At 41.5% G+C, this 12,796-nt stretch carries 15 protein-coding genes and 3 pseudogenes; all 18 read right to left on the reverse strand.

The window, feature by feature from the left end; genetic code table 11:
* Nucleotides 1–1,106: pseudogene (locus B4W83_RS11045) on the reverse strand (tail fiber domain-containing protein); the annotation flags it as partial.
* A 4-nt stretch (nt 1,107–1,110) separates the two neighbouring features.
* Nucleotides 1,111–1,461, reverse strand: coding sequence for a DUF6711 family protein (locus tag B4W83_RS11050; protein ID WP_000068027.1), 351 nt, complete (start codon nt 1,459–1,461; stop codon nt 1,111–1,113).
* Nucleotides 1,462–1,469: 8 nt separating this feature from the next.
* Entirely contained in the window at nt 1,470–4,496 is a 3,027-nt protein-coding gene (locus B4W83_RS11055) for a phage tail family protein (protein ID WP_001240773.1), read from the reverse strand.
* Nucleotides 4,497–4,818: 322 nt separating this feature from the next.
* Nucleotides 4,819–5,361, reverse strand: a pseudogene (locus B4W83_RS11060) (hypothetical protein); the annotation flags it as partial.
* Nucleotides 5,348–5,698 carry a hypothetical protein gene (locus tag B4W83_RS11065; protein ID WP_000478013.1) on the reverse strand — a complete coding sequence of 117 codons (351 nt, stop codon included), beginning with the start codon at nt 5,696–5,698 and terminating at the stop codon, nt 5,348–5,350. The gene B4W83_RS11065 and the pseudogene B4W83_RS11060, both read right to left, overlap by 14 nt.
* A 38-nt stretch (nt 5,699–5,736) precedes the next feature.
* Nucleotides 5,737–6,117 carry a DUF6096 family protein gene (locus tag B4W83_RS11070; protein WP_001207822.1) on the reverse strand — a complete coding sequence of 127 codons (381 nt, stop codon included), beginning with the start codon at nt 6,115–6,117 and terminating at the stop codon, nt 5,737–5,739.
* A 4-nt stretch (nt 6,118–6,121) separates the two neighbouring features.
* Nucleotides 6,122–6,535 carry a phage tail tube protein gene (locus B4W83_RS11075; RefSeq protein ID WP_000880680.1) on the reverse strand — a complete coding sequence of 138 codons (414 nt, stop codon included), beginning with the start codon at nt 6,533–6,535 and terminating at the stop codon, nt 6,122–6,124.
* Nucleotides 6,536–6,537: 2 nt separating this feature from the next.
* Nucleotides 6,538–6,906, reverse strand: a complete 369-nt coding sequence (locus B4W83_RS11080) for a hypothetical protein (RefSeq protein ID WP_000608236.1) — start codon at nt 6,904–6,906, stop codon at nt 6,538–6,540.
* Nucleotides 6,903–7,418 carry an HK97-gp10 family putative phage morphogenesis protein gene (locus tag B4W83_RS11085; protein ID WP_007284942.1) on the reverse strand — a complete coding sequence of 172 codons (516 nt, stop codon included), beginning with the start codon at nt 7,416–7,418 and terminating at the stop codon, nt 6,903–6,905. The genes B4W83_RS11080 and B4W83_RS11085 overlap by 4 nt, the downstream gene beginning before the upstream one ends.
* Complete coding sequence (locus B4W83_RS11090; RefSeq protein WP_000478948.1) at nt 7,393–7,731, reverse strand: hypothetical protein; 339 nt, start codon at nt 7,729–7,731, stop codon at nt 7,393–7,395. Before B4W83_RS11090 ends, B4W83_RS11085 begins: the two co-directional genes overlap by 26 nt.
* On the reverse strand, nt 7,712–8,023 hold the full coding sequence (locus B4W83_RS11095) for a phage head-tail connector protein (RefSeq protein ID WP_000021227.1): 312 nt from the start codon (nt 8,021–8,023) through the stop codon (nt 7,712–7,714). Before B4W83_RS11095 ends, B4W83_RS11090 begins: the two co-directional genes overlap by 20 nt.
* Nucleotide 8,024: 1 nt before the next feature.
* Complete coding sequence (locus B4W83_RS11100) at nt 8,025–8,213, reverse strand: hypothetical protein (protein WP_000669846.1); 189 nt, start codon at nt 8,211–8,213, stop codon at nt 8,025–8,027.
* Nucleotides 8,203–8,385 carry a Rho termination factor N-terminal domain-containing protein gene (locus B4W83_RS11105; RefSeq protein WP_000054933.1) on the reverse strand — a complete coding sequence of 61 codons (183 nt, stop codon included), beginning with the start codon at nt 8,383–8,385 and terminating at the stop codon, nt 8,203–8,205. Before B4W83_RS11105 ends, B4W83_RS11100 begins: the two co-directional genes overlap by 11 nt.
* Before the next feature lie 11 nt (nt 8,386–8,396).
* Nucleotides 8,397–9,239, reverse strand: coding sequence for a N4-gp56 family major capsid protein (locus B4W83_RS11110; RefSeq protein WP_000123891.1), 843 nt, complete (start codon nt 9,237–9,239; stop codon nt 8,397–8,399).
* A gap of 5 nt (nt 9,240–9,244) precedes the next feature.
* On the reverse strand, nt 9,245–9,814 hold the full coding sequence (locus B4W83_RS11115; RefSeq protein WP_001001559.1) for a DUF4355 domain-containing protein: 570 nt from the start codon (nt 9,812–9,814) through the stop codon (nt 9,245–9,247).
* 289 nt (nt 9,815–10,103) lie between these two features.
* On the reverse strand, nt 10,104–11,654 hold the full coding sequence (locus tag B4W83_RS11120) for a minor capsid protein (protein ID WP_165852418.1): 1,551 nt from the start codon (nt 11,652–11,654) through the stop codon (nt 10,104–10,106).
* Nucleotides 11,563–12,018 (reverse strand): annotated as a pseudogene (locus B4W83_RS11125) (phage portal protein); the annotation flags it as partial. The pseudogene B4W83_RS11125 and the gene B4W83_RS11120, both read right to left, overlap by 92 nt.
* A 211-nt stretch (nt 12,019–12,229) precedes the next feature.
* Nucleotides 12,230–12,763, reverse strand: a complete 534-nt coding sequence (locus B4W83_RS11130) for a hypothetical protein (RefSeq protein WP_000588570.1) — start codon at nt 12,761–12,763, stop codon at nt 12,230–12,232.
* Nucleotides 12,764–12,796: the final 33 nt, after the last annotated feature.

Genomic DNA, 12,796 nt, shown 5'->3' on the forward strand with positions numbered 1-12,796 from the left:
GTAAATTCAGCGTCAAAGGCTGCGTCTGCTGCTTCTATCTGCGCTTGGATTTTGGCTTCAATGCCATCTTGTTGCTTAATCTGCTTGGTAATCGTACCCTCGTAAGAATACTGCGTATCATTTCCAGCTTTACTATCTGCGCTGATACGACCTCTTAGACCACCTTTGAAAGTAAAGCTCTGACTTAAGACAGGAACTTTAAAGGTTTCTTTCTTGTTGGTCTGAATGGTTACCCACTGCCCAACCTCAAGCAGTAAATGCCCTTGGTAGTTGAGATTATACGGATAGTAAGTCAGGTTTTTCAGATTGTAATACAGGTCATTTAAAGCGCTCTGGGTCATGAAGACATTGTCTAGTTCCAAAGACCGACCTGTCTTCATACCAACCGTAAGAGGCTTCTTATCTGTCTTACAAGTAATACCAGCTATCTGATACTCAATCTCACTCTTGGTTAAACCATGTAGGAAGTAACTGTCTGCGTTTATCGTGATATTTGACTCAGTTAAATCACGGATTTCCATCTTCCCTTCTCGGTTGAAGAAACAAGACATCCCTATCATCTGAGTCATAGCGCTCAGCATATCCCTAAATGAAAGTTTCTTTCCTTCAGGAACTTGCTCGACATGGTAACGCATCGCGCTGATTCCGAAATAGTCATTCGCTAACTCAATGCCTGTTTTCAGGCAGATTTCCTGAATAACCTCTCGTACTTCAGCTGGGAAATGCAAATCTGTCACATACTCACGATTGAGCTTAAACATACCATCCATAAGTTCAAGTGTGGTTGTGTTGCGGTTTCGGTCAATCTCAATATCGTTGATGAAGTATTCCCCCATCTTGACCCACTGGTAGGTATCCCCAACCAGTAGACCAATCTCAGGGTGCAGGGTATCCAGCTTATTGAACGTGGTAATGATACTGGTAAAGGTAATTTTACCGCTACCAGCGCAGGTTCCACCAGGCTTATAAGTATCGCCCTTGATGTAGCCATACTCAAAACTAGCCTCTTTGATATCCCGTGAAGTATAATCACCAACACGAATAGCCAGCGTCCTTTCCTTGGCAAACATGGCTCTGTCAAATTGTCGTCTGGTTAAAGCATCCATTTTCTTACCTCTCTACCAGATTAAATTTAGCGCCAGACCAAGGTTTAAACTTCTCAGTAAAGCTATAGCTAGGAGCTGTCCTATCACCGACGTAGAAAGTCTTTGTGACTTGGCCATCCATGGGGTCTGGATAAGACACCTCAAAAAATTCAGATGATACAGCATGTAAAAGCTGACTTAATTCTCCCTGAGTCATCATACCCCATTCACAGTCTAGTTTGCGTTTGGTCGTGATACGGTCACGCACCATGTCGCCATTGGCATTACGCCCTGTCTCTCCATCGATATCTTGAATACCGACTTGAAAAGATTTGGGAGGCTTCACAGCCACCCCATTGATTGTCAATTGTGCCATTTAACCTCCTAAATCTTGAGCAAGGTTTGACCTGCTCGTTCATGTTCCTTGTTAATTTCTTGGATAGCTACCCGTCCGAACTCATGGCCTGCGATTTGGATAACGATGTCGCCAGCCGGTAATGAATAACCTGTAGGTACATTATTAGCAGGCATTCTTTCAGCCAGTTTTTGAGCCAAGATAGAAATCCATCCTGTATTCCGTTCAAGAGGCATTACCGCTTCTTGACCAGCTTCTCCGACCCCAATGATGCTAGGAGAGTTGAATACACCGCCTCGTGCATACCAATCTACAGAGAATGATGGAATTCTAGGAGGCATCAAGCTGAAGCTACCAGATATATTAAAGTGAGGGAGTTTGATTTTTGGTAAGCTCCAATCAAAGTTAAAGAAGCTTTTTAGTTTATCGATACCACTTTTAACGATGTTTTTAGCATTATCCATTGCATCATTAAACAGATTCTTGAACCAGTTGGGGATTTCTTTCAAGGCATCTTGCATATTTTTCCATCTATCACCAAACCAAGAACCGATTTTTTGGAAAGGATTCTGAGTTTTCTTTTTTGCACTCTCAAATTTCTCTCCAAACCATGTATCAGCTTCTTTTACTCCATCTTTGATATCATTCCAACGGTCACCGAACCAAGAGCCAACTTTTTCAAAAGCTGAGTTCACTTTATCCCTACCGGACTTGAATTTATCACCTAACCAAGTGTTTGCTTCGGCAAGCGCATCTTTAGATTCGTTCCAACGGTCACCAAACCAAGAGCCCAACTTGCTAAATGTATTGCTTATTGCATCCCATCCTTGCTGGAACTTCTCGCCAAACCATTGACCTATTGGCTCAAAGATTTCTTGTAGCTTCGTCCATAGACCGCTGAAAAATTCGCCAATCGCTTGACAAATACCACTGATAAAATCACATAGTCCTTGCCATGCTGTTTTAGCAAACTCAACAACAGTGTCCCAATTTTGGTAGAGCAAGACACCAATAGCAATTAAGGCTGCGATTGCTGCAATAACTAAGGTTATTGGACTTGTCAAAACTGCTAACGCTGCATTAAAAGCCCATGTTGCAGCTGTAGCGACTCCTGCTGCCACAGAATGTGCAAATTCCGCCGCGGTTGCTAATCCCATTTTCGCTGTATGAGCAGTCCATGCTAGAGCTGATTTACCAAGTTCTAAAGCAGTTTTCCCTAGCTGTGCAATTGTTTTACCTGAATTGACAACAAAATCTTTTGCGTACAACGCATTCAAATAGATGGTTTCTCCGAAGCTGACCAATTTATCAAATGTCAAAGCTTTCAAAGCTAGTCCAAGATTTTTAATTCCGCTAACAATAAAGGAAACCTTGCCACTTAATAATTCGAATGCCCCTGCAAGTCCTCCAGCTTGTTCAGCCCATGATAAGAAATTAATTGTTTGCCAAGCTGTTATCAAAGCCAAGATAGGTTCTTTGTTTTCTTTACACCAGTCAGAAAAAACGGCGAAACCATCTGCCACTAACTTAATAGCATCCGCCAATAGTCCCAAAGTGGCTAAAAGGCCACCTCCCAATAAATCTGAAATTCCTTCAATACTAACACCGAATACTCCTGATAAAAACTCAGCAAAAGGTTGCCAAGAATTCTCCCAAAGTATTTGAATAATATCAATTAGCCCATTAAAAGCATTAGCAATAGAGTTAATAGCAGGGACTACATGTTCATCATAAACACGACTTAAGCCATCGCCAAATTTGTTAACAGACCTTTCAATGCTCTCAAATACAGGCGCAACAGTATCTAATAAACTTTGGAAGACTGATGAAATTTTAGGAGCGCTTGTCACAACGACTTTTTCAAAACCTTTAAACAAACTTCCTGCTAATTTGCTACCGACTTCAACAATGGTAGATGTCAAGCTTAATAGAGTTGACACAATAGCACTACCTATACGAACCGCACCGGTTGAGGTAATGACGTCGTAGAAAGCACTAGAAAAGGCCTGAGCGATGTTTCCTACTGCCTCTGCAATGTTACCAATATTATCAAACAAAGCGACTAGCGCCCTGGTAATGCGTTCTTTTTGCCTTCCAAGACCATTTGCAATACTTTCGGCAAGGAAAACACCGATACCTAGACCGATAGTAGCTATTGAGCCTGTCACTTGCCCTAAAGCATAAGCGATTTTCTCAGCCATTCGGTTAAAGGCATTCACAACTCTTGGATCAGTAGCGATTTCTCCCATTGTCTTAGCTATTTGGTCTAAGGCGGTCTTAATGCGTTCAATACCTTCTGGTCCAAATGCTGCATCAAAACCTTTCTTGAAGAGGTCAAACAACCCTTTGAGCTTATCTCCAAGTCCATCAAAAATGCTCTTGAACTGGTTGTCCATGTCGGTCAACTCGACTTCTGGCAAGATGTCTTTGAAAGGTCCGCCACCCCCTCCCTTTCCTTTACCACCTTTGCCACCGCCTCCAGAACCGCCTGCATCATCGTCTTTTGGTTTTTGCAAGATGTTAATCTCATCAAATCCCAAAAGACCTAGCAACTCTTTAGCGGCCTTCTTAGCGTTTTTGGCTGAGTCTCCAAGATTATCAGCAAGTCCTCCTGCTGAATCTCCAGCGTCGTCCACTGCATCAGCAAGGTCTCCTGCTCCGCCTGCAGCGTCTTTCATGGCGTTACCCATGTCTCCAACTGCACCACCAACACCATCTTTTACCGTAGCTTTCTTGTTGAACATCAAAGCGATAAACTCAGCGAGTTTAGCAGTAACATTCTTTAAGACCATGGCAAAAGAGTTCAAGACAGGCATAATGGCATTGATAATCGGCAACATAGAGTTACCAAGGTTCAATGCAGCGTCCTTCATCAGAGACTTAAATAGACTAATACGTCCATTTACAGAATTGGACAAGGTATTCCCATACTTTGCCGTAGCCTGTTCCAGGATAGCCATTAGGCGGATTTGTTGCTGGGTTTGGTAGTCTAATTGTTGCCAACTTTGCCCGTTTGCGAACTTCTTAAAGGCTTCAGTAGACTCAATCATAGCCACATTAACGTTGATTCCTAGGTCTTCTCAATAATGTTATCGCATGGCTTTTTATCCATACTTCTTACAATTTCTTGTAAGTTCGGCATATATTTTCACCTACAACCGAATTGTCTAGGTGCTCACCACTCGTGGGGATATTTTATTCTATACTTTTTGACAAAACAAAAAGCACAGGTTCAATCCCTATGCTCTACGGTGACCAAGCCTTTTTAATTGCTTAGTTTACCTCGGTATCGTCATGTTTTAATTACTTAAAATTTAGAGTTTTACCGATTTTGGTAAGTTCTTAATCCGCCTATTTCTAAGCGGTGCGACAAAAGTCTATCGCTTCCGTATTCCCTAGCAAACCTGAGCGAATCCGCTCCATAACGTCTGTAATCGTGCGCCCAGAACCTTCAGCAACAACTGCCGACGTCTGCAACATCTTAGCAGTATAAGCGCTTAGCTTGTTGGTGTCTTTGATAAATCCAGAAAATAAGTTTGAGTAGACTGCACCATAGTTAGTAGCCTCGCCCACACCCATATTCATGGCATTAGCGTTATCGTTAACCCATTTTAAGAAAGATTGCGAACTCTCACCCATCTGGCGCTTAATTTGGTTCATAGCCGCTGATACTTCAAGAGCTGTCTGCGTTGAATACATCCCAACATCAAGCAATTTCTTACCAAGGATTGCAAAACCAGCAAACTTAGCCAGCTTGCCAAACGCGCTACCGATTGAGCTCGACTGTTCACGAATTTTGGCAGTGGCATTCTTCACTTGGTCAGATGTTCCTTTGACCTGATTCTCGACTTCTTTCATCTTCTTCCTGAAAGGCGCTATCTCAGCGTCAATCATGACCTTCAATTCGTCAAGAGTTGCCATTCATTTCCTCCTTCCTTTTTCGATTATGTCTATCTGCAAAATCACGCATCCGTTCCTTATGCAACAAAAGCGCTTGTCTCTGTCGTTCCTGTTCTACTGCTTGTTGTTCTTCTACAAACAACTCAGGCGCATATTCCCAGAACTCAAAAACCTTGGCATCTTTGGATAACAATAAAGAAACGTGATTGGAAATCATCTGCGAAAGTCTGTACGAGTCAATAATCTTCTCTTTACGCTCTTGGATTTTGACACGGTTGTAGCTTTCAATCATTTCCCTGATTTCAAGCACCGTTAAATCCCAAAAATCAAGAGGCTTACCCCCGATGTCCAAAAACATAGGATAAAGCCTCTCAATAATCTGCGTTACCGTTAAGATTACTCGACTACTGTCATTTTCTTCTTGGAAGTTTTCTTGCCCTTGCTTCCTCGTGGAGTAAAACCCGACACTTCAAAGAGTGGCATTAAAACCTCTGTCATGAAGGTTGTTTGGTCTCCACCATTATCCACGTATTCATCGTATAGATCGTAGACATCCTCAAGAGAATACCCATTCTCATACTTTTGCAAAGCTCCATGAATCAAGAGCAATACAACTTTTAAAGGAGGCAAAGGAAACTCTTCGCCAGCTTCAGGCATGAAGATTTTCAGTAAGTTCATACCGATTTTTTCTTCAACTTTTGCTGCTTGATGAGATGAAAGTCGTAGTTTTAACTCTTTCTCATCGCTAATCTTCCAAATTGAGTAAGGTAACGCCATTTAATTAACCTCCAAGACCGTCTGTAAATTCCAATTCTGACTGCAATGCAATCTTAAGTGTGAACTCGATAACGGCATTGACACCGCCACCGCCCAGTTTAACAGATACTTGGCCTTCAAAATTGACCTTAGTACCGTCTGGATAAGCTTGTTCAAAGTAGAGTTTCTTCTTGTCGTCTGCTGCCTTACGCAATACACGGTAAGGAGCAGTTTCGCTTGAATTGTTATAAGAGAACTTGTACTCCAATTCCCCTGCATCACCAATACCAAATTCGTACTTCTTAACTTTATCTTCAAGAGTAGTGTTCTCTACTTTTTCAGGTTCGATACCAAACCCTGGTACTTCTTTCAATCCAACAAGCTTAGTATAGCTACCTTTGGTTTCGCTATAAGAAAGCGTAATTCCGTTTGCTAACATGTTTAATTCTCCATTCTAAATTGAAAAACAAGCTCTGAGTGTAAGTCAACAACCCCTTCAAAACGCATGACCTTATGTCTCAAATGGGACGGGTCTGGCACGTCTTGGCAGTCGGTTCTTCGTAAACCTAAAGACTCAAAAATCTGATTGATTTTAACAGCTAACTCACTAGTGCTTGTATCATCAAAGATATCCACCTTGTAGCGGATAGAGGATTTTTGTTCCTGGTCATCAAACCAATCACCCGGCTTGTTTTGTTCTTCCAAAAAAATAACGACTGGAAAAGTCTCCCAATCGCTAGGATACGTATCAGTCACATTATCTGCAACCTTTTGCAATTCTTTATAAATAACAGGCTTGATATTAATCATTTTATTTGTTCTCTTATCTTTCTACGGACATAATCCGAAATATTCTTAGACACACGCTCTTGATTGTCTCTCAAAGCTGGATAAAGATAAGGCTGAGCAGGTTGACCATACATCTTGTAGAACTCCCCAATCTTTTGAAAGTGGTAAGGCCCTACATTGATTTGGTCTTCATGCACATACCACGGACTAGAGCGATAAGTCACGCTGACTTCTGGAGAGATACCAGAATGGCTAGCCTGACCCTTGGGTCCTGTTCCAAACTCAACATAAGGAGCATAGTGTAGATTTGTGTAAACCTCACCTATAGCCTTATCTCCGTCCATTTTAACCCTAGTCTTGATACTGTTTCTAAGTTCTCCATTGTTGCCTGGTGCTAGTCTTTTAGCATCAGCTTGGACAACCTTTATAGCAGCATTGTGTACCGCACGTAAGACGATATCCTCGCCAGTTTTTTTACTAGCCAATCGTCTACATTTAGCTATGAGCCTATCTGCCCCTCGTAGCTCTGACACGCTCTAACTCCAAAACTTGATGATATGTGTAGACCTTTTTAGAGATAACCCTGTGAGTCACTTCCGTCGGGCTATCGATACACACACCATCTTTCACTTTGATAGTAGCTGACTTGTTGGCATTTGCGTTCAAAATATCATTGACACGCTCACCATACATCTCAGATTGTAGCTTACTGCTAGCTGGCCACAACTCAAGGCGGACTGTCTCAGCTTCCTTGGCATATCCTTCTTTTACGACGCCTTCCTCTGTGACAGTCTTTTCAAACCGTCGCATTGGATAAGGTTTCAGTCTACTCTGCTTCAAAAACATGACCTGCCACCCTTGCTAATCTGTGCATGCGTATACGCTGTAAAAGACCCGTAGACAGGCCGTTTTCTCCGTAGACTACTGCTATACCACCCTCGGTTCTGGAATGCTCTCCTTCCGCTCCTGAGCGGTTGTGGAGTTCGATAGCAACCTCAGGTATTAAGCGACTTAAAGCAGGTGTCAAAGATGTGCGATTCGTCTCTGACAAGATAAGATTTGTAGCCCTCGTTTGGAGCAACATGAGAAGCTGAGTATCTTCTTCGCCTGTCATTTTCTTCAGCAACTCTATAGACATATCAATCCTCTTCTAAAAACTCAGGCTCAGGGAGAATTTCCTCAAGAACGTCTGAGATAGCGACACCATTGCTGGCGAAATTATCTGCCAGCTCGGCATAGCGCTCCTCAGTAATCTCAAGTTCCTCCCCTGCCAGTCGTTTCACATTTAATTCCCAATCATAGAAATCTTGTTTGACTTTAAATTTCACTTTTTAAATCCTCCAACACCTCTACAATTTCAGCTTTTGATAACTTATAGGCACCAGTTATGCCAGCTTCTTTAGCTAGATTCTTCAACTCTTCTAAAGTCTTATTTTCTAAATCAGAATACTGGCCAGCTTGCTCCTCTTGGATATAATGACGTCGTAGCAATAAGCTCATATCATCACCTCTTACTCACCGAATTTTACAACTCGTGTAGGGTCGTATAGGTAAACACCATAGTGTTTGTCACCAGTGATAACCGTTGTCTTTTTAAGGATGTCACGGTCTGTTTCGATAGCCACATCACGTTTTAGCATGATAACAAACGCACCATATTTATTGGCATCATCTGTCTGAGTCTGGCTAGGAGACACTTTGACAAGGAAACCTTTACCTTCTTCAACTTTTTTAGAGCGGACGATTTGCACACCAGCAACTTCACCAAAGGTCCCAGAAACAACCATATTTGCTCCAAGCTCTGAACCTTTAGTCCATTCTTTTGCTACGTCAGTTTTTAGCTTAGTAGCATCTTTAGGGTTGATGATAGCAACATACTGTGCATCTTCTTCATCCTCAAAAATATCAAGAGCCTTATCAATTGCCTCAAGAGTTGTTGGAGTTTCTGCAACGTGCTGTGTTGCAGTCTTAGCCACCGCTACCAAATCATCATCAATCTTGTTAGCAATAGCCAAACCAAGCTGGTAAGTGGCTTGACCTAGTGGGTCACCAAGACCTGACAAAAGAGCTTCATCGGTAATTTCATAACCTTTAGCAGCCTTTTTGATGGTCATAGTAGTCTTTTTAGTAGTCAATTTGTCTGGAGAAATAGCTTGACCTTCTCCAACCTCAGTCGCATCTCCTGCGTACTCCCATGCTGGAACTGTTAGAGTGTTCCCTGGTTGTCCTTGGAGTGCTGTTTCCACATAAGCAAGTGGAGTAAATTTAATCAATTTAGGTAGTTTAGCGGAAACCATGTCCGCCATCACTTCTGGGTTAACCATAGTGGCTAGTTTAGTTTGTCCTGCTGTCATTTATTTTAACCTTTCAATTTCTTATAGAGTTCTGGGTTCTTTTGATAGAGTTCATTTCGACTCTGATAACCCATGCGAGCAAATTCTTCTTTTGTGACACCGTCGCTGTCAACTGGTGCTTGCTTCATTGGAGCTCCGCCTTTTAGCTTTTCTTGCACGCCTTTCTGCACAGCTTGTTCCCATGATTTCTGCAATACTGCTACGGACTGCGATACCGTCTCTGCGCTTGTCAAATCAACTACATTTACTAACTCAACAGGTAAGTCACGTTCACTTAGCATTGCTTTAGCCTCTGCGGTCAATTCCTTACGAGCAATAGCCTTTTCACGGTCAGCTAGTTCTTGCTCACGCTGATCCAACTGATATTTCTGTTTTTCATCAGCGTTCATCTTAGCAAGCTTCTTAGCTTCGTTTTCCTTGGCTTCTTGCTCTGACTTCCACTTGGCAAACTTCTTATCGATGATAGCATCGACATCTGCGTCCGTGTACTTCTTCTCGTCTTGCGGTTGTTGTGCAGGTTCTGCAGGTACCTTTTGTTCTTCAACCGTTTCGACTGTTTGTGTTTCTTCGTTCATTGCGAACCTCCTATTTTTAAAGTCGTCCCCGACTGTAATTTCCATAGCTTTTAGTGTCTTCAATGCTTGGACAATATAAAAACCGTACGGGATTCCATACGGTTAGGGCATAAGAAAACCGCCTCGATTTCGATGCGGTTTATAGTGGTTTATTGCAACAAAAAAGCGCCTAGATTACTATCTAAGCGCAAGATAGGCAGGACTGTCGGGGCTCCTGCATTTCTCGACCCACTATAAGTGGCGCGTTGGTGACAGATTCTCAACCTCTATCTTTACCAAAAGTATAGCACTATTTTTCCTTTTTGTAAAGCGTCAACATATTTTTTCCATTCTTTTTAACTTGACGAATCCCCACCTTGTTAAAGTGAATGACTAGCATTTCATCTCGTGGCACCATCACCGCTTCCATAATGACCTTATCTTTGTTAGGTATTTTTACATATGAAATAATTGATTTTTCAACCCTCTCTGAATTATCTAGAATCAAATAAGGTTTTTGAACTGCCTCTTTTATTAACATAAACTCATCTAAGGAATACTGTTGTCCATGTCTCACTAATGAAGTAGCTAAACTGCTAACATCTATATAAGCAGAACTTACTCCTATCAATTTGGTTATATCACTCGAAAAATTACCTAATTCATATTCAGATTTTAGTAAGCCTACGAGTTGTTCTTTCGATAATCCACCCTTCCCAATTTCATCCCATGCGTTACTAACATCAGAAAACAATTTTTGGGTATTATATCTTGAAACGGTTTGGTCACTTTTCTTGTAATCTTGTATTTCATTTTTTACATCTTTCGCAACATACTTGCTATACCACTCTTTATAAGTCATATCAGCAGGTACTAGCTCGGTCTTACCTGTCTCTGGATTCCTTGCTCTGCGCTTCAACTTGCTGTAGTCTGCGTCCTCGTCGTATGCGACAGTAGTAGACCTACACCAAGGGTGCATAGGCGGACAATTGACGCCAGGGGTAGCCTTATCCCTATCATAGACCTTATTATCGTGCTCTTGGCAGATATGTGATGTACGCTTGTCTAAGACGGCTACAAAGATATACTTCTCTATGTCTGCTTCTTCATAGCTGAGTAGTTCCATTTGGTTATGAAAAAAGGCTGATTCTGTCCGAACCAAACGCCTCGCATCATTCTGACCGACATCGAATCGTTCAGCAATTGCTTGTGCCGTTTCTCGTGTTCCTCTTCCTGTCATGAGGCTCATGAGTAGTTCATCTTTTATGCTAGAAGTAAGCTTCCCCGTATTCTTCCAGATGTTTGTTGAGTAGGTACTTCCATCTCCTACCCAACTAAAAGACTGTAGATGTTTAATCTCGCTCTCAGGAAGCCCAGAAAAGCCATATGCCAGCCCTGTCTGCTGTTGCAGGTCAAAGGTAGCCTTGTAGTAACTATCCTTCATCAGGTCGCTATAGAAGGCGTCTGAGCCCGTCTTCTCTGAATGATAGATAGATTCACGCATACGATCTAAATCATCACTCAAACGCTCTAGGCGCTTCATACGAAAAGAATAAGCTGGGCTGTCTAAGTCAGCTAGTAATCTTTGGATGTTCGGGGCATTCGGTCTTGCTTCAAGTACTTTACGAAGTTCATTCAGATTTTTCTTGTCTTTCATGTTCTTCAAAACTTGTCTAGCGTCTACCTGACTTAGACCATAATCACGTTGGAACTTATCAAAAATCTTATTGACTTCCTTATCCAAGTAAGTCTTGGCTTCCTGATAGACCTTATCGAACTGGTCTGCCTGCTTTTCGGCCTTGTCCATCTGCTGGTAAATCAGATTGGCTTTCCTCTTCGCCCAATACTCCTGATTCTTCATCCTCTACCTCGTCTTCGGGTTTCGTGTTGTCTTTGTTGAACATCGACATGTCTTCCATGTTCTTCTTTTTCTCTTCTTCCAAGGCTTCCAGCTCAGCGTCAGGGTCTTCCACAAACGGCAAGAGAGAAATAAGCTGCCTATTGGTCACTTTACCTTCCAAATTGTTCACAATCTGAGAGATTTCCAGCAAGTTTTTGGGCAAACCACGGCTGAATTGTGGAACGATTGAATGAGACTCTAGTGCAATCTGTTTCATACCCAAGTAATGAGCAAAAATCGCAATACGCTGTCTTAATCCACGCTTGTAGTTCGCTTCCTTGGTCTTGGTAATCATCTCAAGGCCCATTAGCTTGAATTCCATAGCTCAATTTTGTTACCGTAGAGGCTCTTTATCCTCTACTTCTTACGGTTTCCCGTAAGTTCAGACTATCTCTTCACCCTTATCAGGGTGTCGGATTTCGTGGATATTTCTGCATATAAAAAAAACGATACTATGTACCGTTTCTCACTTAGCTTACTCTATCTAGTCGTTAAACCTTACTGATATTTCTACCAGCAGTGGTAATTGATTAGCTTCAGTAATATGTCACAAATCTCCCTTTTTCATCTCGAACAATTGTCTTACCAGACATGTCCACACCTTTTGAAAATTGTCTTAAATCGTATTTTTTATAATTCAATAAGATATCATCTATTGTTTCATCATTAACGATTATATCATCTCGTTTTATGGAACGATAATATCTGTAGACAAGAGTTGAAAAAGAAATGTTGTTTTCTTCAGATAATTTTTTTAGATAGTCTCTCAAGATATATCCCTTATACTTAACGTTATCAGAACGATTACGTTTATTTGTATGTTCAGGAACCCACCTACAATTACTTGGTGAGTAGTCTTTGTCATTATCTATCCTATCTAATTGCAAACCAAATTCTACTCCGTTTTGCATTGCCCAACTTCTGAACTTAGCTACATCACTAAATTCATCAGAAACACCTATTCCACGTTTCCCATACCATTTATAAGCCCAATGTTTTTCATCATAACACCTTGCTAACATAGAGTAATAAACTTGATTTAGATGTTTGTGCATTTTATCTTTTATCATTCATCTTCTCCTAGATTATTATACTCTTATTAT

This window comes from Streptococcus pseudopneumoniae ATCC BAA-960 = CCUG 49455 (genome assembly GCF_002087075.1).
Lineage (GTDB): Bacteria > Bacillota > Bacilli > Lactobacillales > Streptococcaceae > Streptococcus > Streptococcus pseudopneumoniae.

Excerpts from the sequence above, each read along its gene's own strand:
- B4W83_RS11110 (WP_000123891.1), bottom strand. The coding sequence starts at position 9,239 with ATGACAGCAGGACAAACTAAACTAGCCACTATGGTTAACCCAGAAGTG.
- B4W83_RS11105 (WP_000054933.1), bottom strand. The coding sequence starts at position 8,385 with ATGAGCTTATTGCTACGACGTCATTATATCCAAGAGGAGCAAGCTGGC.
- B4W83_RS11120 (WP_165852418.1), bottom strand. The coding sequence starts at position 11,654 with ATGAAGAATCAGGAGTATTGGGCGAAGAGGAAAGCCAATCTGATTTAC.
- B4W83_RS11065 (WP_000478013.1), bottom strand. The coding sequence starts at position 5,698 with ATGTTTTTGGACATCGGGGGTAAGCCTCTTGATTTTTGGGATTTAACG.
- B4W83_RS11080 (WP_000608236.1), bottom strand. The coding sequence starts at position 6,906 with ATGATTAATATCAAGCCTGTTATTTATAAAGAATTGCAAAAGGTTGCA.
- B4W83_RS11070 (WP_001207822.1), bottom strand. The coding sequence starts at position 6,117 with ATGGCGTTACCTTACTCAATTTGGAAGATTAGCGATGAGAAAGAGTTA.
- B4W83_RS11090 (WP_000478948.1), bottom strand. The coding sequence starts at position 7,731 with ATGTTTTTGAAGCAGAGTAGACTGAAACCTTATCCAATGCGACGGTTT.
- B4W83_RS11115 (WP_001001559.1), bottom strand. The coding sequence starts at position 9,814 with ATGAACGAAGAAACACAAACAGTCGAAACGGTTGAAGAACAAAAGGTA.
- B4W83_RS11050 (WP_000068027.1), bottom strand. The coding sequence starts at position 1,461 with ATGGCACAATTGACAATCAATGGGGTGGCTGTGAAGCCTCCCAAATCT.
- B4W83_RS11075 (WP_000880680.1), bottom strand. The coding sequence starts at position 6,535 with ATGTTAGCAAACGGAATTACGCTTTCTTATAGCGAAACCAAAGGTAGC.
- B4W83_RS11130 (WP_000588570.1), bottom strand. The coding sequence starts at position 12,763 with ATGATAAAAGATAAAATGCACAAACATCTAAATCAAGTTTATTACTCT.
- B4W83_RS11095 (WP_000021227.1), bottom strand. The coding sequence starts at position 8,023 with ATGTCTATAGAGTTGCTGAAGAAAATGACAGGCGAAGAAGATACTCAG.